This window comes from Planococcus sp. TJ-201, assembly GCF_058268495.1.
In genome coordinates this window covers 228,639-252,407 of record NZ_JBZDOG010000004.1, presented here as the reverse complement: position 1 = coordinate 252,407, position 23,769 = coordinate 228,639, and the positions used below count along the sequence as shown (strand labels likewise).

The 23,769-nt window shown below is 46.5% G+C and carries 20 protein-coding genes; 2 read left to right on the top strand and 18 right to left on the bottom strand.

All coding sequences use genetic code 11. The features are described from left to right. Nucleotides 1-3: 3 nt before the first annotated feature. On the bottom strand, nt 4-3,777 hold the full coding sequence (locus tag AC4EG4_RS11825) for a DEAD/DEAH box helicase (protein ID WP_490987941.1): 3,774 nt from the start codon (nt 3,775-3,777) through the stop codon (nt 4-6). A 297-nt stretch (nt 3,778-4,074) separates the two neighbouring features. Between AC4EG4_RS11825 and AC4EG4_RS11820 the strand changes: the two genes are divergently transcribed. After that, entirely contained in the window at nt 4,075-4,509 is a 435-nt protein-coding gene (locus AC4EG4_RS11820; RefSeq protein ID WP_490979114.1) for an OsmC family protein, read from the top strand. Nucleotides 4,510-4,691: 182 nt separating this feature from the next. Continuing rightward, on the top strand, nt 4,692-5,165 hold the full coding sequence (locus tag AC4EG4_RS11815; protein ID WP_490987940.1) for a GerW family sporulation protein: 474 nt from the start codon (nt 4,692-4,694) through the stop codon (nt 5,163-5,165). A 118-nt stretch (nt 5,166-5,283) separates the two neighbouring features. Here AC4EG4_RS11815 and AC4EG4_RS11810 read toward each other — a convergent pair whose 3' ends face one another. From AC4EG4_RS11810 to AC4EG4_RS11730, 17 genes are all read right to left on the bottom strand, one after another. Then, nucleotides 5,284-7,011 carry a M28 family peptidase gene (locus AC4EG4_RS11810; RefSeq protein WP_490987939.1) on the bottom strand — a complete coding sequence of 576 codons (1,728 nt, stop codon included), beginning with the start codon at nt 7,009-7,011 and terminating at the stop codon, nt 5,284-5,286. Between the two features lie 35 nt (nt 7,012-7,046). Beyond that, a complete protein-coding gene (locus AC4EG4_RS11805) occupies nt 7,047-8,315 on the bottom strand; it encodes a DUF885 domain-containing protein (protein ID WP_490979117.1) in 1,269 nt (422 codons plus the stop codon). 4 nt (nt 8,316-8,319) lie between these two features. Beyond that, nucleotides 8,320-9,048: a creatininase family protein gene (locus tag AC4EG4_RS11800; protein ID WP_490987938.1), complete on the bottom strand. Its 729-nt coding sequence runs from the start codon at nt 9,046-9,048 to the stop codon at nt 8,320-8,322. An 18-nt stretch (nt 9,049-9,066) separates the two neighbouring features. Beyond that, the gene (locus AC4EG4_RS11795; RefSeq protein ID WP_490987937.1) at nt 9,067-10,197 is read right to left on the bottom strand and encodes a M20 family metallopeptidase; all 1,131 of its coding nucleotides are present in this window, start codon (nt 10,195-10,197) and stop codon (nt 9,067-9,069) included. A gap of 3 nt (nt 10,198-10,200) precedes the next feature. Continuing rightward, nucleotides 10,201-11,586, bottom strand: a complete 1,386-nt coding sequence (locus AC4EG4_RS11790; protein ID WP_490979120.1) for an amidase — start codon at nt 11,584-11,586, stop codon at nt 10,201-10,203. Nucleotides 11,587-11,588: 2 nt separating this feature from the next. Then, nucleotides 11,589-12,539 carry a M14 family metallopeptidase gene (locus AC4EG4_RS11785; protein ID WP_490979121.1) on the bottom strand — a complete coding sequence of 317 codons (951 nt, stop codon included), beginning with the start codon at nt 12,537-12,539 and terminating at the stop codon, nt 11,589-11,591. A 101-nt stretch (nt 12,540-12,640) separates the two neighbouring features. Then, nucleotides 12,641-14,266, bottom strand: coding sequence for an ABC transporter substrate-binding protein (locus tag AC4EG4_RS11780; RefSeq protein ID WP_490987936.1), 1,626 nt, complete (start codon nt 14,264-14,266; stop codon nt 12,641-12,643). An 87-nt stretch (nt 14,267-14,353) separates the two neighbouring features. After that, nucleotides 14,354-15,169 (bottom strand): nickel transporter permease, encoded by an 816-nt coding sequence (nikC, locus tag AC4EG4_RS11775; RefSeq protein WP_490979359.1) that lies wholly within the window; start codon nt 15,167-15,169, stop codon nt 14,354-14,356. An 18-nt stretch (nt 15,170-15,187) separates the two neighbouring features. Beyond that, nucleotides 15,188-16,201 carry an ABC transporter permease gene (locus tag AC4EG4_RS11770; RefSeq protein ID WP_490979123.1) on the bottom strand — a complete coding sequence of 338 codons (1,014 nt, stop codon included), beginning with the start codon at nt 16,199-16,201 and terminating at the stop codon, nt 15,188-15,190. A gap of 42 nt (nt 16,202-16,243) precedes the next feature. Beyond that, on the bottom strand, nt 16,244-17,206 hold the full coding sequence (locus AC4EG4_RS11765) for an ABC transporter ATP-binding protein (RefSeq protein WP_490979124.1): 963 nt from the start codon (nt 17,204-17,206) through the stop codon (nt 16,244-16,246). Next, a complete protein-coding gene (locus AC4EG4_RS11760; RefSeq protein ID WP_490987935.1) occupies nt 17,154-18,170 on the bottom strand; it encodes an ABC transporter ATP-binding protein in 1,017 nt (338 codons plus the stop codon). The genes AC4EG4_RS11765 and AC4EG4_RS11760 overlap by 53 nt, the downstream gene beginning before the upstream one ends. A 14-nt stretch (nt 18,171-18,184) precedes the next feature. After that, nucleotides 18,185-18,844, bottom strand: coding sequence for a GntR family transcriptional regulator (locus tag AC4EG4_RS11755; protein ID WP_490979126.1), 660 nt, complete (start codon nt 18,842-18,844; stop codon nt 18,185-18,187). Nucleotides 18,845-18,855: 11 nt separating this feature from the next. Next, nucleotides 18,856-19,908, bottom strand: a complete 1,053-nt coding sequence (locus AC4EG4_RS11750) for a ketopantoate reductase family protein (RefSeq protein ID WP_490987934.1) — start codon at nt 19,906-19,908, stop codon at nt 18,856-18,858. An 11-nt stretch (nt 19,909-19,919) separates the two neighbouring features. Then, nucleotides 19,920-20,732 carry an SDR family NAD(P)-dependent oxidoreductase gene (locus AC4EG4_RS11745; RefSeq protein WP_490987933.1) on the bottom strand — a complete coding sequence of 271 codons (813 nt, stop codon included), beginning with the start codon at nt 20,730-20,732 and terminating at the stop codon, nt 19,920-19,922. A gap of 208 nt (nt 20,733-20,940) precedes the next feature. Next, nucleotides 20,941-22,224, bottom strand: coding sequence for an SMI1/KNR4 family protein (locus tag AC4EG4_RS11740; RefSeq protein WP_490987932.1), 1,284 nt, complete (start codon nt 22,222-22,224; stop codon nt 20,941-20,943). 16 nt (nt 22,225-22,240) lie between these two features. Further along, entirely contained in the window at nt 22,241-22,684 is a 444-nt protein-coding gene (locus AC4EG4_RS11735; protein WP_490987931.1) for a hypothetical protein, read from the bottom strand. A gap of 215 nt (nt 22,685-22,899) precedes the next feature. Then, nucleotides 22,900-23,736 (bottom strand): SDR family oxidoreductase, encoded by an 837-nt coding sequence (locus tag AC4EG4_RS11730; protein ID WP_490987930.1) that lies wholly within the window; start codon nt 23,734-23,736, stop codon nt 22,900-22,902. Nucleotides 23,737-23,769 lie beyond the last annotated feature (33 nt).

Genomic DNA, 23,769 nt, shown 5'->3' with positions numbered 1-23,769 from the left:
TGCCTACCCCCTGCTCTTCTCCAACAGCTTCAAGCCGTTTTTCTTTGTTACAACGTCCAATACATGCTTGTACATGGTTCGTGTTTCCGGCTGTTTGGCCCGCTCGGTGAACATTTGCGAACTGCCGACCAGTACCAGCAATTCCTTGGCACGTGAAAGCGCCACGTTCAGCCGCCGGTAATCTTTGGCAAAGCCGATATCGCCTTGTTTGTTTTGATTGTTTCGTACCATGCTCAACACGATAATGTCCCGTTCGCTTCCCTGGAATCGGTCAACGGTCCCTGTGCGGACCGTCAAATGCGGCAGGCGCAATTCCTGGTCGATCATGCGCTGAATCCGCTTGACCTGTTCGCCGTAAAAACTGATGACCCCGATGCTCTTTTGCTGCTCAGCATAGATGCGGCCCGCTCTTTTTGCTTCTCCCGCTGCATCGTTCAATTCCACTAGTAAAGTACGAATTTCTTGAAGCTCGGATGCATTGAACAAACTTTTGCCACCGTTCATGCGTTCTTCAAAATACGCCGGCTCGTTCGGCAAATCCAGCCACATAAGGTGGTTGTTCCGCTTCACCTTTGGGGATTCCAACAGGTGGTCGCGCTCCCGGTCAGAATCGGCAATGCCGCATTGCAGCTGATCCCTTTCCCGTTTGTAGAACGGTGAAATAGTTTCCATGATGTCTTCGTGCATCCGGTATTGAATGGCAAGCATCGTCTTGTTGGCAGCTGGCAAGTTTTTGTAGAGGCGTTCGAATAATGACTCTTCCAGGAGCTTTTCAAGCTCTTTCTTTTCTTCAAAGCCGTTGTCCTCATCAATCATTTCCTGAAGCGTTTCCTCCAGAGTGTCATTGCCAAGAAGCGGCGGCAATTGATGATGGTCGCCGACTAAAATGATCTTCTTGCCTTTTAGCATCGGCAACAACAGTTCTGGCGGTGTGGCTTTAGAGACTTCGTCGATAATGACAACATCAAATTCCGGATAATTGTCGATAAAGTCCTTGCGTGCTGATGCAACACACGTTGTTCCGATCACATTGGCGTGTTTGATGTACAATTTCCGAATCTCGTCCAGATCGTGCTCGTTCGCTCCTGCCAATAACTCCAGCCATTTTTTCTGAATGGATTGAAGCAAGGGCAAATGTTTCATTTCCTGCTTGAGCGATTCCTTCTTGAAAGACAAACTGGCGAGGTCTTTAGCCGCTTGTTCCAGCTGCTGCTCTACATCCGAAGACAAAACCTCGCGCAGAGCAAAAAGCTCTTCTTCGTGCGTCTTTATTGCCAATGCGACTTGCTGAATCTCAATATTTAGTGCCTCAATACCGGCATCGTTTGTTTCCAGTGCCGCTGTTTTTTGCGTGCGTTCCGCTTGGTGGTTTGCGATGCGCTGCTTGGTCTGTTCATAAAGAGCTTTGTCTTTTTGCAATTTGGCCAGTTCTGCTGTCGCATCGCGAACTGCCCCTTCAAGATCGGCTGGCAGATCCGCCCGGCTTGGCATTTGCCGGTAGCGCTGTTCAAGAGGTGCCATATCCTCCTGCTTTTTCTCTTGCTGCTCCAGCAACTTTTCGTCCCATGATCGGTATTGTTTTTGTTGGTTGACCAGCTCTTCGCATAACTGCTTTTTCAAGTCCTGGAAGGCCCGTTTCGACTCGGCTGCATAAACATCAAACGCCTTAAGCTTGGCGCCTCTTCTCCACAAATCATTTTGCCGCCTGTACAAACCAGTCAACGCTTTTTGCAGAAGAGCCGGGTCATGGTGCTTCGCACTTTTCAACAGCTTGCGGAGTTTCTCCAAATATTCGTCGATTTCCGCTGATGTATAAGCTTCTGTCTTGACCAATGCCTGCTGTTTCAACTGTGCAACAGAAATGCCGGCAGGTGCCACCAATTTTTCGATGTAAGCAATCGCCGCCGTGACTTGTTCGTTGTATTGATTGAGCTTGCCCCATTCTGCCATGTTTTCACGGTTCGCTTCGAGCCGGTTGATGAGGTACGTAATGGTCGGCGTTTCTTCAACCCGCTGTTCTTTAAGCACGCGAAGCAAGTCATCAATTTTTTTGATGCTGTCCATATCACTGACGACCACTCTTTTTTGTTCAATGATACCGGCAATTTGGTCACGTCTATCGGTGACCACGGCGAGGTCCTGCCGTTTGGCAGCCAGGTCCTGTTCCAGCCGCGGCAGTCCGATGAAACGCTCATACAGCTTGATCTGTTTATGGATCCGCAGGTGTTGTTCCTGGAACCACGTGCTGTTTTCTTTGCCGTCAATCAAAGCGGAATCCCGGTCAATCAAATCCGCAAGCTCATGCAGGCGATGCGCCAGTTCTCGGCTGTCGTTTACAGCTTTTCCTTTTTCGCGTTCATATGCTGTCAGTTTCAACTGCTCTTTTTCGAGCAGTTTTTGAACTGATTGCTGCTGAGTTTGTGCTTGTTTTTTCTGCTCAACCGCCTTGCCCAAACTTTCGTAAACCGGCTGCAATTTCAAAGTAGCTTGTTCATTCGCCAACAATTCGGCTTTTAACTCAGGTTCGCGTTTTTCACGCATACTGTATTGTTCGGTGATTTCTTCCAATGTATGGTCTTTCCAGTACTGGCCCACGTTTTCCTCAATAAACTTCTTGCCTTCTTCTTCGATGCTTTCGGTCCGGCCGACCCGCAAAATGCGGATGTCTTTGTTGGCAAGCAAGCGGCCCAGTGCATTATCAACCGCCAAATTGGATTGTGAAGCAACCAGCGTCCGCAATCCTTTCCGGGCATTTTGCAGGCAGATTTCTGAAATAACAGTGGTTTTACCTGTGCCCGGCGGACCTTGGATGACGTACAGATCTTCTGCCGCCATCGCACCCGATACCGCTTTTTGCTGGAATTCGTTGAGACGATTGTGGAAAGACAGCTTCTCCAGCGACCGGAGCGGTTTGACCGGTGGTTTTTCCTCGAAAAGAATCCGGTCGAGATTCGGGTTAACCGCAAGGCCTTTCTCCAGATTCGCAAAACCTTGCCGCAGCCGCCTGATTTGGCTCAAAGCTGCAAAGTTGCTGAAGACCACTTCCTTTTTATCGAGTGATAACCCTTTTTCTCGGAGCTGTTTGACGATGTAGCTTTGAAGCTCGACTTCTACCGTCCGGTTTGCTGCCTTCATGACCGTTCCGACATCCCCTGCGATTCCGGTAAGGCGCACCGTTAAACTTTTTAGCTGCTTCCATTCCGGATCTTTCAGTTGGCATCCTTTTAATGTGATACGGCTGAAATCGTGGCTGAACGACAGATTGGAATAACTGGTTTTGATATCCGGAATGTCCATGCCGCGTTCCTGGATTTTCAAATAGCCTTCCCAGCTGCCGATTCGTTTCTTAACATAATCCGAGCTGTCCTTCGCCGGTGTCATCCGGTTGATCAAATTGATCAAGGAGACTGGTGCCGGATCACGGGATCGGTCGAACGTCAAGTATTCCTCACGTTGCCAATTGGTACCGAGCGCCTGGTAAGATTTCCGCATGGTCAAGTTGGTGACCAGCAGGTTGTGATTGGTGAAGACTGCGTGAAGGACAATCGATCCTTCGATGCTTTTTCCAGTTAGCCGGACATTTTCCGCACGATCTAAAATCAACGCTACAGAAAGTTCGCCGTCCGCATTGGATGGGTATCTTTCAATAAATAGCTTGAATGGTTTGTCCGCAACAAAAAACGAGCGTTCGCTGATGCCGAACCCTCCCATTTTTTCCATAGCTGTCTTGGTCAACCGTATTGAAGTTTTGTATGTCGCTGCATGTACCTTAACCATTTGATCACCTGTTCTTTTAAAGCTTTAAAAATTTCAAACCGACAGATTTTGCCTGATCTGTTTTCAACTAATCATATCATCTATTAGAGACTAAGAGCTGAAAATTTATAAGAATATATGTTCTAGTATTTTATCATAAATAGATTTAAAGAGATAACAGTTTTAAAAACTGGTTCAGCAGAAGCTTTACTCTCTTTCTATTTAGTAGTTTTATTAATAACATATAAGTTTTCATAAAATAAAGTATATTCAGACAATAGGTGTTAAACTATAAAGAAAAATATGAGGGGGCATGTGATGGAGACGGATCAATTAATTCTTAGTACAAAATGGCAAGGGGATTTTGTTTTTTCGGCAGTTGGACAAGGTGGCCATATCTTGACAATGGATGCTCATCAAGGCATAGGAGAAGAGCAAGGCTTGTTGCCAATGCAGGCTTTGCTTGGTGCGCTTGCGGGTTGTGTCGGAATGGATGTCGTTATGATTTTGCGGACGAAAACGGAAAAAATACGCTCTCTAGAGATTATCACTGAAGGCGTAAAGCGGCGTAATCCACCGAAAGAGTTTCTATCGATTGTGGTAACGTTCGTCGTTGAAGCCGATATTGCAGCGGAACAAATGCTGCATGCCATTGAAGTAAGCGGAGAAAAATATTGTCCCGTCGCTCATTCGTTGAAAGCGGATGTTCATTACCGACTCATACTGAACGGTGAAAGAGCCAGTACCGATTAGCCACTGATTTTAAAAATTGAATGTAACATTTCAAACCTAAACTGCGCTGAACTATTCACACCATTAAGTCTTGCTGTCGCTTTCTATTCTGTGATTTTGAATGTTTTAGATCTTCCGTAGACCACTTGATAGACTTAATAGCAAAAGATATATGCCACTAAAACTTAGAAGGAGTGAAAAACATGGCACAGACTGCAAAAGTCCCATTTATGTTGTCGCCGGTGCGCTCAATTTTCGATAAGTTTTCCAAGGTACGGGATGTTTCACTTGTTTTCGGGGATCCAATTGGCATGGGAGGCACAATCATTCTTCCTGTTGCAAAAGTAAAATACCGCGTCGGAGCCGGAGCTGGTACAGGCTATGAGCTCAAAGATAAGGATACTGAGCATCCTGGCTTAGAAGAAGCTGAAGGCGGCAGCGGTGAAGGCAGCGGCGGTTCTTTTCTGATCAAACCGCTCGGTGTATACAGCATCACCCCGGAAAAGACGGTATATAAGCCCATCATTCCTGTGGACCTCCTTCTTCTGTTGCCAATTGTAGTTACCGGGCTCGCTTTTATGGCGGCATCCAATCAGAGTGAACAAAAAAACAGTTGTGGAAAAAAAGGACAAAAAGGCAAAAAGACGAAGAAAATGCATCTCCATAAAACCAAATAACAAACAAAAGCCATCAAATGATGGCTTTTGTTTTGGAAAAATGACAGTTCCTTAGAATTCCATGGTTGCTGGATTGGTGGCTACTATCCTTTATTCTGTTCATTTTTGGAACTTTACCTCAAATCATTCGTTGTGCAATACGGCAGGCTTTGAGCAGACTATACTCTACTTGGTTCAACCGCCTTTTTAAAAAAGTTTGCCATTCCAAACCTTCTGCACTGCCCCGTTCCGTCAATGCGAGCAAGCTGATATCCTTCAAGAGCGGCAGGACAGGCTGGTTCATGGCCAAATCTTGATCGAACTTGTCCCCGCTCACGTAATTAAGTGGAATCAGTTCATGGGAAATCGCAAGCATCGAATCATTGAACAGTTTTGCGGAATCGTCACTCCAATTTCTGTCGTGTATCGCAGCATTGAGCTGAATGCCTAAACTTTCAAGCAATGCAGTTCGTTCAAGGGCCCGGGTTAAATCCAGTCGATCACCGGCAATTTTTTGATAGTTTTCTAAAGCATCCCGGATTTCGCGCGCACCGGCTGCGTGATTTAAAGGCAAAACTTTTCTCGTACAGGCGTCATGAATTACGGAAACATACACTTGGCAATCGCGGCACAAATTGGCGGGATCCAATTTATCGAGTGTATCTTCGGTCGTGTGCCACCACCAACCAAAACCGCCAGAGTTGATGCCGCCGAACAGGCTGACAAGCGTCTGCGAAGCCATATCGTCGCTTAGCGGCTGTTCGGACATGCCCATAAAAAGAGCCGGTATGCCCGTTCCCCAGAATGATTGGTCACCGCCCCTGCCAAAGCGCTTGCCGATAAAGTCCTCTCCGGTCAACGCCTTGACGAAAGAACCTCCATAGTCCCTGGTTTCCGCCATGCAATTGCTCTCGCCAAGAATGACAGCCCCTTTGCCCCCAAGTGAGTCAGCATAAACATGCAACAAGCAGTTTTCGTGAAGATCTTCCCAGTTCATATCGTTATAATAAGCCGATCCAGAGTAGCGGCCATGTGAATGCCCCGACCAGAAAGCGAGGCGCAACGTTCGGCGCAACGCCACCCTGTTTTCGGCCAGTACTCTCGCTGTCTCAAGCATTGCCGCATTGGCACTGCCATTGTCCATAGCTCCATAATGCCAAGAATCAATATGTCCGCTAAACAAAATAAACTTCTCTGGTTCTGTTTCGCCTTTAAAGTCGGCGGTCAGCGTTGGGATTTTTCGCCACCCCGTATCGACGATTGTTTTCAACCAAACTCTAACGGGTTCAGTTGTATGCGCGAACTGTTCCAGGAGTTTATTCCCTTCGGTTTCGGTGATGGACAGCACTGGAATTTTTGGAAACTCCTCTTTTGTTTCCGGGGTCGGATTGCCCCATACTCGGGATACCGTCATTTCATGAGTAATCGAACCGTTGATGAAGATGCCCGCACAGGCACCGGCTTTTTCCAACATCTCGACCCCTCCGGGTGTAGCAATCCCTGGTGTCAGGACTATTTTTCCGGCCGCTTTCAAGTCGGGGGAAACCGATTTTATGTAGACCAATTCCCCTTGCAGACCCTGCGCTCCGGTAGAAGCAGACATCGAATGGGTAATGCATGGTAGGTCAACACCACCTACTTTTAGTTCTGCGGCCACTGGCAAACTAATCAAGCCATCATGGAAGGTCAAAGCTGTTTCTGCTCCTAAACTGTCGAGTACACTTTTGGTATATTCGAACGCCCTTAGTTCTTCTTCTGACCCAGACAGCCTTACTTCTTTTGCTATCTCCGCCGTATACGTCATCAGACTATCAGCAGAAACAGCATCTACCAGGCTTTTTTGCACCTTATTCAAATCCGTGATCATGCCAACATCCCTTTCTTCGGGCTAGGTGCCTTCAGTTAAATGACGAAATCTTCTTTCGGAGTCTTCACCTGTTCAAACGGCTGAAATTTTTTGCCGCTCAATCCACTGATTGCATCGATGAATGTATTCGTAGTATGCGGCGTATCGTATAGGATTTTGAAAAACTCTGACCGCTGCTCTTTCGGAATCAGATCGTACGCTTTGCCGACCATCCAACGCCCGTAATAATAGGAAGGGTAATATGTTTTCTGAATAGGGTCTGAGAAAAAACGATAGCAATTGTTCGCCTCGATTTCCCCAAGCAAGCCTTTTTCCATCATATAAGCGACCGCTTCTTCCTTGCTCATTTCTCCTGTATTAAACAAGTAGCAAGCGTTTGTCATGGCCATACGCTGCATATCAATCCAATCACGTGCCAGCTTGTATTGGCTTTTATGCTCAAGATCGATCCCTTCTGTCTCTTCTTCGTCACGGTCCCACCCTAAGAAATGAAGAGCACTTTCCGGTCCGCCTTCAAAAAGGGCATTGGTTGGTGAATTAATCAGGTAATAGGAGGCTTCAAGCGGCAGTTTTCCTTGCTGGAAAAGGTAATCCCACCGGCAATAAAATGCTTGGTGTCCTGGGTAAGCTTCATGTGTCATGATTTGTCCAAGTACCGGTTCCGTCCAAGGGCGGTCAATGTTGAATGTCAGATTGCCCCGGAAATCACCGGTATATTTTGAGTAGCCGCTCCAAAAAACACCGCGAATGGACTTGATGTAATCAATGCCGTCCTGTTCCGGCAATTCAATGATGCGTTTGAGGGTGCCTATTTTACTTTTCTCCCTCATGGATTCCGCTACTTCGATCACTTTTTCCGGTGGGATCATTGTGTCTTGGAGCCAACGTTCAGCTTTTTCTTTCAAACTTCCCCCGTAACCAAGATCGGTCAATCCCTGCTCGACAAGTTCCCTGTGCCCTTTCATCATTTCTTCTGAAATCAGCGTGGAAGGCAGTTCCTGAATGTTTGCGATGTATTCGGCATAAGGCAAATCATCCCCTTGCAGGCTGCGCACGAAATATCCATAGGCATTGAGCATCGATCGCAGGTATCTTCCGGGATGCCCCCCAAGCCCTTGTATATCTTTTTCCACTCTTTCTATCTTCTGTCCGATGGCGTCTAAACTGCCAATAGAAGGTGTTATGCTGCTGTAGCTTGCTGTCGCCACTTCTGTTCCATGCATTGATTTTGCTTGTTCATTCAGACTCAGGACAATATCCACAATAGATTCGCCCACCGGCTGTGCAGTCCAACGTAAAGTCATTTTCCTATCCCCTTTCCTGTTTCCATTCAATTCCCCAAAGTGTATCGAGATCCTGCAGCACCAAGTCCAGCATCATGCTGTACAACTCTTCGCCTTTTTCTGCTGTTGCCGCTTCTGCATTTCCCGAGAAAGCTTCCGGATACAAGACAGCTCCTGCGTTTTTAAAGCGAAAGCGTTTCGCCAAGGGAATTTTGTGGTGGCCTACTCCTTTGGTGAAAGCATAGCTCTCATCGATCGCCAACACGAGCGAAGTTTCGTCTTCACCTGCATGGCCTGGGTCCGGTGTAATCTTTTTGATATCTTCCCGGTAGTCCAGATACCAGTTAATGGTCAGTGTCCGCACACCCATGTCTGCCAGCTTTTCCGTCACGATATCAAGGCTTGAGATATTGCCGCCATGGCCGTTGAACAAAATAATATTTTTAAAGCCATTTTGATAAAACCCTTTGCAAATCTCAAATACGTAATTGCCGAAGGTTTTTGCCGAAATATCAATGGTTCCTGAAAATGACGCGAGCCCCCAGGAATGGCCATATGCTACTTCCGGGGCCATCAAAATCCGGCTTCCTCTCGCTTTTTCCAACCGGCGGACAAATTCCCGGGGAATCAATACATCTGTGCCGAGCGCGCAATGCGGTCCATGAGCCTCAATCATTCCAATGGGCACCAGCACCGTATTGACTGTCTTTTGCATTTCTTCAAAATCTCTCAAGTTCATTGTCATCATATCCATTACCAGTAGGCACCTCCTTCAAATCAACTTGCGTTCAAGGAATTCCGCAATCAGCGCCGCACGATACGGCAAATTTTCAAGGACGATATGTTCATGTACAGCATGAGCCCCGTCACCCACTGGCCCAAGTCCATCAATCGTCGGAATGCCAAGTGACGCAGTAAAGTTGCCATCGCTGGCGCCGCCGGAACCACCGTTTTCAAGCACATAATCGTGCCCAGCAGCAATTTCTTTGAGTTCGCTAAACAAAGCCAGCACTTCCTGTGTTTCTTCCATTGGAAAACGGTTAATATCTCCCTTTATGGCGACGACAGCACCCTGAGTGATGGGCAAAATATGGTGAAAAGCCGCAGCAAGCGCCTCACCTTGTGTTTTTGTTCGAAAGCGCAAGTCAACGATGGCTTCCGCAGAATCAGCCACTACGTTCGTGCGGACACCTCCGGAAATCGTTCCTACGTTGACTGAAATTCCGGCATCGCGGTCGTCCAACTTTTTAATGTTCTGCAGTTGAAGGACAAGTTCATCAATGGCGCTGACGCCCTCCCATGGATTGATGCCGGCATGTACTGCTTTTCCACCAACTTTCACCTTGAAGATTCCGATGCCTTTGCGGAAAGTTTTGACGGCTCCAGAGTTGGAAATGCTCGACTCGGGTACCAATACCAACTCGCTTTTTCTGGCCTCTTCTTCAATCAGCGAACGAGAGTGAAAACTGCCGATTTCTTCATCTGAAGTAACCAAAAACACAATTTTTTTCGTTAAGCTGATGTTTGTCTGCTTTAATGCTCTAAGCGCCCACAATGTGACCGTCAGTCCACCTTTCATGTCGAATACTCCCGGTCCATAAAGCAAACCATTTTCTTCGCGCAGCGGAATAGCGCCTTGATCCCAAACTGTATCGTAATGGCCAATAATTAAAATCTGCTGCGTGCCGGAACCAATTGTGAAACGGTACTGATTTCCGACCGCTTCTTTTTCAATCCCTTCCGTCTGTCCCCCAACCAGTTCTTCAAACAGATCAGCGAGCACTCGGCCGCAGCGATCCGCCAAAGTTTTGTTGCGAGAAGGTGATTCTGCCTCGGCAAGCCGAATTAACGTTCCTTCCATCTCTTTTTTATGCTGTTCCAAGTATTCTAATATGGTTTGCATCGTTTAAACTCCTTTTCGAATCAATGGCGGCAATGGTGCGGTCCTCAACTGTTCGAGCTGGTGAGCGGCACGCAAAAGTTCAATATCCTGAAAATGCGGAGCGATAAGCTGCATGCCAATCGGCAGCCCGTTTTCCGTGAATCCCATATTGATCGTGACTGCTGGATGCCCTGAAATATTGAATGGACCCGTAAACACCATTTCGTTTTCTTCCTCGCTGCCTATAACTGGATCTTCCGCGGGTGCAGCAAATGCCACTGTCGGCATCATCAAGAGGTCTCTTGTCCTAAACAACTCAGATACGTCATTGCTGTAGGTTCTTAAATCCCGCAGGCCATTCAAATAATCGATCGCTTTCTTTTCCATCCCCATTTCAATCTGCTGATATGTCATCGCGGCGTATTCGGATTTTCGGTCAAGCCATTGCTGATGAATCTGTGCCGCTTCAGGAAGCAGCACGTCCATAATAATTTCTTCTGTCTGTTGCCAGGCAGGAACTGTGATTTCTTCTATATGCCACCCGAGCGAAGCCATATGCAGCAATGTATCGTTATAAACGCGGCGAACTTCCGGCGTAATCCTCACCAGCTGATGCTCGGGCAAGACGCCAACACGCTTCGCACCAAGTGCCTCGAAGTTGTCGGCATCCACCTCTCCTAATTTCCCTGCAAGTGAGTGCGGATCTTCCGGATCGAATCCTGAAATTGCTTCAAGAACAATTGCAGCGTCAAGTGCATTCCGGGCTATTGGTCCTGCATGGTCCAGTGACCAAGACAACGGAAAGACACCGTGTGTACTGACTAAACCACGTGTCGGCTTTAATCCAACCACACCGCAATAGGAAGCAGGAATTCGAATTGACCCTCCGGTATCGGTGCCGAGCGAGAAAAACCCAATGCCGCTTGCGACTGCTGCCGCTGATCCGCTTGAAGAGCCACCTGAAGTTTTTGAAAGATCCCACGGATTATTTGTCTTGCCAAAATCCGGATGGACGATACCGTAAGCAAATTCCAGCATGTTGTTCTTGCCAAGCATCACGGCGCCATTTGCCGATAATTTACTGATAGCAGTGGCAGTAAAGTCTGGCACAAAATTTTTGAGAATGTTTGAAGCACACGTTGTGTGAATGTCTTTCGTATAAAATAAATCTTTTGCAGAGAACGGAACACCGGTAAGCAGGTGAACAGGCCTGTGCGTCAAAAAACGCTTTTCTGCTGCTTCTGCCTGCTCAAGCGCTTGTTTCTCGGTAAGTAAAAGGAACGCATTCAATGCGGGCTCAAGTTTTCGCTGCCGCACAAAAGTAGCTTTCGTGATTTCGACCGGTGATACTTCAGTTTTCCGGTAAAGCTTGGCGAGTTCAGTAATCGAGAGATCCAGTAAATGATCCATGGCTACGCCCCCACTGCAAGCAAAGGATCATTTTCATTGATGGCAAGTGAACTGACAAGAAAAAGAACAATGCCCGCTGAATTTGAGTGCACTTCCCGAATCGTTTCTCCAAATTCATCTGTCAGTCGGCCAAGCAGCTGACCTGCCTCTACACGTTCTCCGATACCGATCTCAGGATACCAGAGGCATTGCAGTTCCGAGCGGTACCAATCGAAAACCGATAGATAAGTCGAATCTTCACTGGCTGGATCGCCTTCCACTATATCGAAGGATGCAAGGATATTTCGTACCCCTTCTTGCAACATCTGCGATTGTTCTGTGCTCAGGATTCCCTGCTGTCCAGCTTCAGCAATAATGGAGGGAATCCCTTGTTCTGCAGCGCAGCTGTATGTAGAGCCCGGCACTTGTTCGCCACTTCCAATAACATATTCAATATCAAAAAGGGAGGCCATCTTCTTGGAAACTTGTAGAACTTGTTCATCTTCTGTCTTGTGGTAAATGGTGAATGGCACCAATGCTTCAATCATGTCACCTCCATGAAGGTCGATGACATAGTCCACTTGTTTGAAAACCATTTCATTGAGCCAATACGCCAAGCGCTCTGCTTCCGTGCCATGTTGTTGTCCCGGAAATATGCGGTTCAGGTTTTTGTGGTCGGCAGGATGTACATAAATGCTGCGGGCATAAAATGAAGACGGGTTAGCAATTGGGACGACTACCACTCGGCCGTTCATATTCTTGGGATTTAGTGAGGCACCTATTTTCAACGCAGCATCGATAGAGGTGTACTCACACCCATGAATACCTGCCATGACTAAAACAGAGGGGCCTTCTTGTGAACCGTTTATCAAAAATACAGGCAGTCTTTCGCTAAGTGTTGGCATTTCCAGATGCCCTTTTATCTTTTCTCCCGCAGCAGCGAATAAGTTGCCTATCTTCCATTCATTGTCCATCAGGTTCTCCTCCATCCAATAGATTTACTGTACAAGCCCTTGAACTGCTGCTTCTAAAAAAGAGGGAGGCAGCTGTGTTTCCACAACTTCTCCCATCTTCCTTATTCTTCTTTTGTAATTTTGTGGAACGGCACGTACCAGGAATTCATCGGGTTCAGTTCATAGCCTTTCACCCATGTGCGCATAGGCGCTTCCAATTTTGGTTGGGCAACGAAGATATAAGGAACTTCTTCGGCCATGATGTTCTGGATTTCCATGTAATTGTTTTCTCGAAGTGCTTCGTCCGTTGAAGATCTCGCTTCTTCAAGCAAGCCATCAATTTCACTGTTTTCATAGAAGGCCAAGTTGAACCCAGGGCCTTTGCTTGATGAATGAGCAAAATACCAGAGGTTATAGTCGGGATCTGGATAATCTGGCGTCCAGGAAACGAGACCGAAATCATGCTGGCCGGTTGTCACCAAATCAAGGAATGTCGGCCATGCATATGTTTTAATGTCCAGCGTTACGCCAACTTTCTCCAAGTCAGATTGCAGCAATAATGCCGTGTTGCTTCGCACTTCGCTATCTTCTGAAATTGCAATTTCAAGAGTCAGCCCAGTTTCATGCCCCGCCTCTTTCAGCAGCTCTTTTGCTTTATCCAAGTCATACTCGTAAAGTTTAGCGTCTTCACTGAATCCGAACATTCCCTGCGGAACTGCTCCACCAATACGATCAGCCTGATCCAAGTAGACACTTTCAAGAAGCGCATCATAATTAATGCTGTGGGCAATTGCCTGGCGTACTTTAACATCAGCAAGCGCACCTTTTTCCGTATTCATCGGCATGTAGTCGATTTGGTAACCTTCCGCTTCTACGACTTCCACGCCTTCGGTATCGCGCATCTGTCCAAGAACTTCAGGTGAAATGACCGTATTGTCGATCAAGTCGATTTCCCCTTTTTCCAGCATCAGGCGTGCAGTAGAAGCTTCTGTGATAAAGCGGATGTTGACTGTTTCCATTGTTGGCGCTTCTCCCCAATAATCTGGATTCGCCTTCATGACCATCGTTTCCCCGCGATCCCAGCTTTCCAAGACATACGGGCCAGAACCCATCTCAGTTTCTGCCAGGAAGCTTTCTCCCAGATCATCGCCATGGTTTTCTTCCAGCGCCGGGTTGATAATGTTCCCAAAAGCTGTTCCCAATGTGCTGATAAATGGCGCAAACGGTTCTTTCAACGTAATTTTAATGGTGTGGTCGTCAATGATTTCAAAACTGTTTTCGTCAATAACTTTGCTGAAAATCCCTGCGGCAGATTTCCCTACATCAATAGCTCGGGTAAATGAATACTCCACGGCTTCAGCTGTCACTGGCGATCCATCGTGGAAAGTTGCATCTTCGACCAGATGGAATGTGTATTCAAGCCCATCTTCAGAAATGTCCCAGCTTTCCGCAAGCATTGGCGTCGGTTCAGTCGATGCCCCTTCATAAGTTACAAGACGATCGTACATCAGGTAAATGACCCGGAAGGTCGTATTCGCTGCCGAACCGTGAGGATCGAGTCCCGGAATATCCTGGTTGGTGGCGAAGTTAAAGACTTCGGCATCAAAGTTCTCATTTGATTCGGCCGCTGTTCCGTCCGGCGAATCCGTTTCTTCAGTTTCTTCACTATAATTTTGGCAGCCTGCAAGCACTAACGCAGCGATAACGAGGAATAGAAATAGTTTTGACCACTGACTTTTAAACTTCACTGTATTTCCCCCTTTGGTTTCGTTGGTAATGATGGAAAAAGCATTGGCAGACAACCCCTATCCCCCTTTCAATGTTTCAGCAAAAACTCAGCGCTGTTTCGGATCGAGCACATCATTCAATCCATCACCGAGCAAGTTAAAACCAAGTACGGTCAACAAAATAGCAATCCCAGGGAACGTTGCTGCCCACCAAGCTTCACGCAAGATTTCACGGCTGTTTGACAGCATCGCACCCCATTCCGGCGAAGGCGGTTGTGCGCCAAGGCCGATAAAACTAAGTCCGGCAGCAGATAAAATAACAAACCCAAGATCCAAAGAAGCCTGAATAGTGGCTGGCGCAATCGAATTCGGAATAACTTCTTTGAATAAAATCCGAAATGGATTTGCTCCAAGTGCCCGAGAGGCTTCAATGAATTCCGAATGCTTGATGGACAGCACCGACGAACGGACAATTCGGGTATACCAGGGCCACCAGGTCGCGGCAAGCGCGAGCATGACATTTTCAATAGAAGGTCCCAGTGCTGCTGCAATCGACATGGCCAGGATGATGCCCGGAAAAGACAGGAACACATCTGTAATGCGCATGATAACCTGATCGACCCGTCCGCCAACATAACCAGCAATGGCGCCAAGTATGGTGCCAATTGGGAACGCGATTAATACAACCAACAGTCCGATGCGCAACGAAATCCTTGTGCCGTATACAATTCGGCTGAAAATATCCCGGCCTACTTCGTCGGTGCCAAAATAATGTTCGGCGCTTGGCGCATCGAGTTTACTCACCAGGTCCACTTCCGTTGGGCTGTGAGTAGCAATTGCCGGAGCAAATAATGCCACTATCAATATAAGTACTACGATGAAGAGCCCGAGCACCGTCAACGGGCTACTAAAAATTCTTCGCACCAACTCGACCACTCCCCCCTAGTTATGTTTCAGCCTTGGATCAATAAAGAAATATAATGTATCCACAATTAAGTTCACAAGAATGAACATGACTGCAATCAGCAACGTCACGCCCATAACAGCCGGGAAGTCCAGATAGTTGATGGCATTAACCGCATACTGACCCAAACCCGGCCACGAAAACACCGCTTCTACCAAGACACTGCCGCCAAGAGCATGGCCAAATGCCATCCCGAGAAGCGTGATGACGGGCATAATGCCGTTGCGAAGCGCATGTCCGTAAAGAACCCGGTTTTCAGGTGCTCCTTTGGCGAAAGCTGTTCGGATGTAATCACTTTGCAACACCGTCAGCATACTCGATCTGGTCATTCTGGTAATCATCCCCACCGTCACGGCAGCAAGCGTAATTCCCGGTAAAATCAAATGCATAACGGCGGCATAAAACACCGGCCAATTTCCTGTTAGCAGCGCATCAATTGTATACATGCCGGTAATATATTCCGGTGGGGACATGCCCCCATCCAATCGCCCGGAACCCGGAAGTACCCCAAGCTTCAAGTAGAAGAATAAGAGCAATAGCAATCCAAGCCAGAACGCTGGCATGGCGACGCCTATCAGTGCGAAAATCCGGGTGAACTGGTCAGCAATCCTGTCTTTCCTGCTCGCACTGATAACACCAAACGGAATGCCAATTATCAATGTGATGAACATCGCGAACATCGTCAGTTCAAATGTAGCCGGTGAGTACCTCAGCAAATCGTCCATAACCGGACGTTGAGAGTAGGTACTTTCCCCGAGATCACCCTGGACGATTCCACTCATATAGCGTCCGTACTGGACATAAAGCGGATCGTTCAACCCCATGTCTTCACGCAGCGCTTCAAGTCCATCCGGAGTTGCTTTCGGCCCAAGAATAAGACGGGCTGGATCTCCAGGAATCGTGTTGGAAATCGCGAAAGTCAAGATACTGATGCCGATTAAAATCGGAATCATCAGCAACATTCGTTTTCCGATAAATCGTAAGGCATCCATTAGGCTGTCCCCCCTTTACTAGCTTCAGATTATCTGCGTACTTTAAACATGAATGCAGGCAGCAAAATGACCAGGTTCTTTTTCTTCTAGCGGCGGTATGATTTCTGCACATTCTTTTGTCGCCATCGGACAGCGTGTATGGAACGTGCAGCCTGTCGGCGGATTGGATGGGCTCGGCAAATCTCCCTGCAAAATGATTCGGTTTTTGACATAGGTTGGATCTGGAACTGGCAATGCGGATAACAGCGCCTGCGTATACGGATGGATAGGCGTATCGTAAACTTTGGCAACATCTGCAATTTCGACCACTTTGCCGAGGTACATGACGGCTACTTTATCTGAAATATGCTGGACTACTGACAAATCATGCGAAATGAACATATAGCTCAAATTTCGCTCCTGCTGGAGATCCAGCATCAAGTTCAGCACTTGCGATTGCACCGAGACATCGAGCGCGGAAACCGGTTCGTCAGCGATAATCAGCTTCGGATCTAAAGCCATTGCCCGCGCGATGCCGATCCGTTGGCGCTGCCCTCCCGAAAACTCATGCGGGTAATTGCTCAATTGTTCTTTTCGCAGCCCAATCTTTCCGGCAAGATTTTCAATTAACTCTTTGCGGTCGGTCTTGTTGCCGATATTGTGGATAATAAGTGGGGCTTCTAAAATTTGGCGTACCGTTCTCCTTGGATTTAAGGATGCGTAAGGATCTTGAAAGACAATCTGCATATCCTTGCGCAGTTCCTTCATTTCTTTTGCGGAAATACCGACAATTTCTTTACCTTCGAATTTGATGCTTCCTTCCGTCGGTTCCACCAACCTGAGGATGGAGCGGCCAAGGCTCGATTTTCCACAACCGGATTCCCCTACGACACCGAGTGTTTTGCCTTCTTCAATCGTGATCGAAACGCCATCAACTGCTTTAACAATTGTCTTATTGCCGACGAAACCCTTTTTAGTTGTAAAGTGCTGTTTCAAGTTCGTGACTTCCAGCAGCGGCATTGGCATTCCCCTCCTTTTCATCGTATAGCCAGCAAGCGGTTTGGTGGCTTTCTCTGATGCGAATCATCTCAGGTGTAGCGTTCCGGCAAATATTCATCGCATGCGGACAGCGGTCAGCAAATCTACAGCCCACCGGCATGCTTCCAGGTGTTGGAACAGTTCCAGGAATCGATCCAAGTTTTTCTTTGCGCCGTCCAAGTTTTGGTATGGATGCCAACAACCCTCGCGTATAAGGATGTTTGGGATTTCCAAACAACTCAACAACTGGTGCTTCTTCAACAATTTTCCCTGCATACATCACAAGTACTCGATCGCAAACTTCTGCGACAACGCCCATATCGTGGGTAATCATAATGATTCCCATGTCGGTTTCCCGCTTTATTTCATTCATTAATTCCAAAATTTGAGCTTGAACGGTAACATCCAGTGCAGTTGTCGGTTCGTCACAAATCAACAGTTGCGGCTCACAAGCCATCGCGATGGCAATCATAATCCGCTGCCGCATCCCCCCCGAAAGTTGATGTGGATACTCGTCCATGAGTTCTTCGGCTCGCGGAAGCCCAACCGCATTTAGCAGTTGCAGAACTCGCTCTCTGCGCTCTTTTTTGCTCTTTTTTGTATGCAAAATGAGTGATTCTTCAATCTGGACTCCAACTGTCTGAAGCGGATTAAGGGATGTTAGAGGATCCTGAAAAATCATCGACATTTGGTTGCCTCTAATTTTTTCAAGTTTACGCTTCGAGGATCCCGAAATAATTTTCCCCTGTAAATCAACTGCTCCTTCAAGCCGAGCTTTTTCAGGCAGGAGCTGCATTAGCGATAATGCTGTCATGCTTTTTCCGCAGCCCGATTCCCCAACGATTCCTAATGTTTCTCCTTGTTGCAAGTTGAACGAGATATCATCCAGGATTTTTGAATATTTCCCCGCTCGTTTCAAGGACAACGACATATGTTTAACATCCAATAACATCTTTCCACCGCCCCTCAGTCTTTTTTTGCAACGTTTCTCGACAAGTCTTTCAGCGCCTCTGTATAATGATTTGAAAATGCTTTTTTGATTTTTTTCTTGTCGCCTGTTCGAAGGGCATCCAATAGGAGCCGATGGTTATAGACGACTTGCTCCACGCGCATGGGTACTTGATTGGCGATAGTTAAATACATAACCCCTACTTGTGTATCGAGATTTTTGTGAATATTGATCAATCGGTTGTGCTTGGACGCTGCGACAATTTTCCCATGGAACAGGATATCGCACTGCACTTGGTGTTCGATGTCATGGTTGTGCATAGCTTCAGTAAACTCTTCGATATACCCCTCGAGTTCCAACAAGTCCTGGCTCGATAAATGAGGCAAGGCCAGCTGGGCTGCTTCCCCTTCAATCAGTGCCCGCAATGTATAGATTTCAAATGCGTCCTGATCAGAAAGTGTGGCAACAAATGTGCCTTTATTGGTCTCATGTTTGATAAGCCCTTCGTTTTGCAAAAGTTTCAATGCTTCTCGGATGGGGCCTCTTGATATGTTAAATTTTTCAGCCAAATGAGCCTGATTAATCCAGCCACCCGCCTTCAACTCTCCATTCAGAATCATTTTCCTGATAATTTTTGCTACATCGTCCGATAATGTTCTTTGGTCTGGGATAATCATCTCTTTCACTCCTAGATTTGCCTTACCCTGGGAGGCAAAGCTTCATATATTTCCTGCAGTTCATAAAGGTTTTGCCAACTCATGTGCCGGCTCCCATCTTCAATTTCTTTGATGGATTTTACGAGCGCCGCCAAAAGCGGCATTTCTACTTGGTGGCTTTTGCCGATTTCAAGAATTGGCACAAGCTGTGCATCCACTTCAGTTTTGCGTTTTCTGACCGCTAAATCCCGCCAAATCCCACTTTTTGTTTTCTTGTTTGCGGCCATCCGCTCGGCTAATTGCTCCAATTGTGCATCCAACTTTTCAGGATTCCTGCTTTCTCGTGGGTAGATCAAGTCTGGTTCCCAATCATCAAATCCAATGGGTTTGATTTCTTCTTTGTCTGCTGTTTCGAGAATTTCTGAGCACAATTCCATCAGCATGTCGCGAAGCTCACGATTTTCAACAACTGCTGCCATCGTCTCATCTACTAAAGCCGTCGCATAAAGCAAACCAGCATAAGACATCTTGCTCCAAAGGAATCCCCATATGTTGTCGGTGACCTGTGCCGGTCCCCAAACTTGTAATTTATCTTTTAGTGCGGTGACCCGTTCAGATACTGTGCCGTCAAGTTCACCGAGATAAAGTGAAGCGACCCCGCCATAAAGAATTTTTCCAGGTCCAAGATAATCTGCAGAAAAGTTGACGAAGCAGCCTATTGTCCGTTCGGCCCCTATCAGTTTTAAAATTTCTCTTTCGCATAAGCCATTTTGAAATGACACCACTTGTGAGGTTTGAGTTAACAGCGGTAAAAAAGGCGCTAGCGCTTTTTCTGTATGCTGGGCTTTGACGCAAAGAAAAACAGTTTCCAAAGGTTGATCCTGTTCAATTAGTTGAGCAGGAGTAAAGGCAGTGCTTTCTACCGTGAATGTTTCATCAGGTCCTTCAATTGTGAGTCCATCTGAATTCATCTGGTTGACGTGGTCTTGAGCGGTATCACAAAAAACTACTTGTTCCCCTGCACGAATGAGATATGCGCCAAGAACTCCTCCTATTGCACCTGCACCGATTATCGTAATAGCCATCCCGTGTCCTCCTAGAAAAGTTGTAGCCCGCCATCGGCTGAAACAATCTGACCGCTCACATAACGGGAGAAATCTGAAGCAAAAAAGAGTACGGGATGGGCGATATCTTCCGGAGTGCCAAGACGCTTGACTGAAATAGACTCAATCAGCTGATCCTGTTGGCTCTCAGACATTGCCTTCCATTGCCGTTCGGTCGATGGATTCGATAGAACGAAACCCGGTGCGACATTGTTTACCGTGATGCCAAAGGGTCCGAGCTCCCGTGCCATTTGGCGGGTCAGTCCAATCTGTCCGGCTTTTGCACTAGTGTACGCTTGGATGCCGGTGAGGCTGCTGCTTCTTCCTGCCCCGCTTGAAATATTGACGATTCGCCCATATGCCGCTCTTTTCATGTGGGGCGCAAATTCTCGGATCATGTAGAATGTGGTCGTTAAGTTAACAGCAATTACAGCCTCCCACTCCTCATCCGAAATGTTTTCAATCGCTCGATGCACTTGACCTGCTACGCCCCCTGCTACATTTACGAGGATATCCGTTTTCCCAAAATCCTGGATTACTTTTTCTCCGAAGCTTTTTACTGCATTCGAATCAGCAGCGTTACAAACATAAAGTTGGATTTTTCCTGTGGAACTGCTTTCTTTGATTGCTTGTTCTACTTCATTTTTGGTTTCTTCAAGCGCTTCTTTGAGGATGTCGACTGCCACAACATGTGCACCTCGGGCAGCCAATTCTTTACAAATGGCTCGGCCAATACCGTGGGCAGCGCCAGTCACTACTGCAACTCGATTTTCAAAAGTTAACTGTAAACTGTTAACACTTTGCACTAAACCCACTCCTCTGCCGCGATTTTTTTTAGTATATGACTAATTTTCATTAATTGCAATAATATTTAGAATATTTAGTATTTTAACGTAAACTTTCTTTACATTATTCTTTTTCGTAGACAAAATAAAAAAGTGGACGACATAGAAATGTCATCCACTTTCATTCAGTTGGCAGCTTTTTATCTCTCGTCAGCCACTTTTAGTTCAGTTACTTATTTTTGAAGCTGCTTATCCAACTATCTTGCTCGCCCTTTGTCATGCTGCCAGTAATTTTAGAAAAATCGATTGAACTAGCCACTAATGGCTGTAACACCTCAAACTGCTGGAAGCTTCCTGAAAACTTTCGCAGCGCTGGCGACTCGGCAATTACTTCAATATTTTCGATAGGCGTCCGGATGCACTCCAAGGTTTCAATTTGCGTCTCTTTGATTTCCGTTGCATCGAAGATTTGGCAATCGATCAAGGTAAGCTTTTTTAGATTTCTAAAGTTCCCCCAAAGATGCATAGTGTAAAATGCACAATGTTCAATCGTCAGCGACTGCAAGTTTTTTATATCCCTGAGTAGTCTTAAATCCGGGTGGGCCACCCCTACTAACTGTCGAATGTGCAAATGCTCCAATTGAGTTGCCTTCTTTGCAATCTCTTCAAACTGATCGATGCTGAAGATCGACACGTCCAAACTTTTTACTTTGTCCAGCTCTTCACTGCCATTTTCGTGGAGCTTAGTCGGATTCGTATTTGCTTTCTGCGAGCTAGTAGTGGTAATCCGGCCATCTGCATAGATGGTTTCTTCCCACGGATCACCGGCAAAGCTTTGTGCACGCTTTTTAGCTTGTTCTTTCCGCTCCATTTCCAGTGCGTCTGCTGTGGCTTCAGCCGTTTCAGGATGCAAAACCGGCAGCGGCATTTCTTCCAGGGCATGAAAAAAATGCAGCTCCTTTTTTTCACTATAGCTCCACGTTCCTCCCCCATCAATTGTGTAAGAGCCATCCTGAAGCGTTTTTGAAATAAATTCGATTAAATCTTCCACGCTCTGTGCGACGACATGCCGCGTATTTTCTTTAATTCCAAAGTTGATGACCTGTCCAGATAGACCGTTTGGGCCAGGATCCAAATCCACAGCCAGGAAATTGCCGCCGAAATCAGCCGCAAATGGAATCCATTTGCGATTGACGTAGTGGTCTTGGATCGTTTCCGGTGGAACTGCATAGAATGGGACATCGTTCATGGCTTCATCATCCGCTACTGCTGAACAGGATTGCCATTCACTCAAAACACCAGACAGAGGTAAAAAAGACATGCCGAAAAACAAACCAGGCGCTCCGCCCAACTCCCCATTATGCACTTGGTATAGTCTTTTCAAATCAGCTGGCAGGCTGGTTCCAAGTGTACGCTCCAAATTTTCAATCTCTTCGTTGGTCGCAGGTTGGCTTAAAAAGGATCCGAAATGAGAACTCAGTTTTTTAAAAATTCGTTTCATTACTAATTGCATCCGTCATCTCCCTCTCTCAATGCCAAGCATGACTTTCTAAAAGTGCACTGCAAACAACCGTAAACACTTGGCCTGAAAAAATCCGCTGCTTGTTTTTCAACTGTTCCTGGCCGGCTGCAATTGCTTCTTCCAATGTCTCGTACCGAACATAAGGTTCAAATGCTGAAAACGCAACGTGTTCGCTTTTTTCATGCTGTTGAACGAAAAGAAAATTTTGATAATGCGTAGCCTTTCCTTCATCCTTTTTTGACAAATCAGCGATACTACCCTGTCGAAGAATCGCCATTCTTTTATAGATGAGCAATGACGTATATCCCATGCTGATTTCGGTAAAAGCTCTATCCATAATGGTCGCTGGATCATCCGATATTAATGGAAAGGTGCCTTTCGTGTCACGATTTGACATCTGCACAAAAAAATTGCGGTGGTCTTGCTTGTCGATAATTTGTTTTTCAAACATATTCCAGACCCCCCTCTTATGCCTTCTATTATATACCAGTTAATCGTTAATTTATGCATACCGAAAGCATGATTTCACTTCTTAACTTATTTATTGCAAGCAAGCATTGTCCACCTCACCAGACAATGAGTCCGTCCCACTAAAAATCAATTCAAAAAACGGATTCTCAGTTAAGAATCCGTTTTTTCGTATAGTATTTAGTTAATCTTCGCTTTTTATACCCCTGAATAAGCCATAAATCCGCCATCCACAGCCATTGTCGTTCCCGTTACAAATGAAGAATAGGATTCATCGGCAAGGAACAACAATGCGCCAAGGAGATTTTCCGGTTCGCCGAACTTGTTCATTGGAGTAGCTTCCAGAATTTTTTTCGTTCGTGCTGTTGGGTTTCCTTCTTTATCCATTAACAAATCACGATTTTGGTCGGTCAGGAAGAATCCTGGAGCAATGGCGTTGACACGCAAACCTGTTTCAGCAAAATGCACGGCCAGCCATTGCGTAAAGTTGTTGATTGAGGCCTTCGCAGCACTGTATGCCGGAATTTTAGTCAATGGTGCGTATGCACTCATGGAAGACAGATTGATGATCGCTGGTGAGTCACTTTTCAATAATTCTTTGCCAAACGCTTGGCAGGCTAGGAAAGTCCCTGTGAAATTTAATGAAAAGACTGAAGAAAATCCGCTTTCATCCAGTTCAAAAAATGACTGGCCAGCTGATTCTTCATTGAATGTTTCCGGACCGGTAATGGCATCTGGATGGTTTCCGCCTGCTCCGTTTATAAGCAAGTCAATGCGGCCGAACTTTTCCAGAATTTTTTGCTTCGCCTGTTCCAGTGATGCACGGTCCAAGACATCAGCCGAAAGTGCTATCGCTTCTCCGCCTGCCTCGTTAATCGCCTTTGCAACAAGCTCGCCTTTGGCTGCCGTACGATTTAAAATGGCGACCTTCATACTTTGACGCGATAATTCACGCGCCATTTCCGAGCACAGGACACCGCTTCCCCCGGTTATGACAGCCACTCGCCCATGTAAATTTTCATGCATTGGAATCATACAACACCCTCATTTCTAAAATTCTTTTTTGCG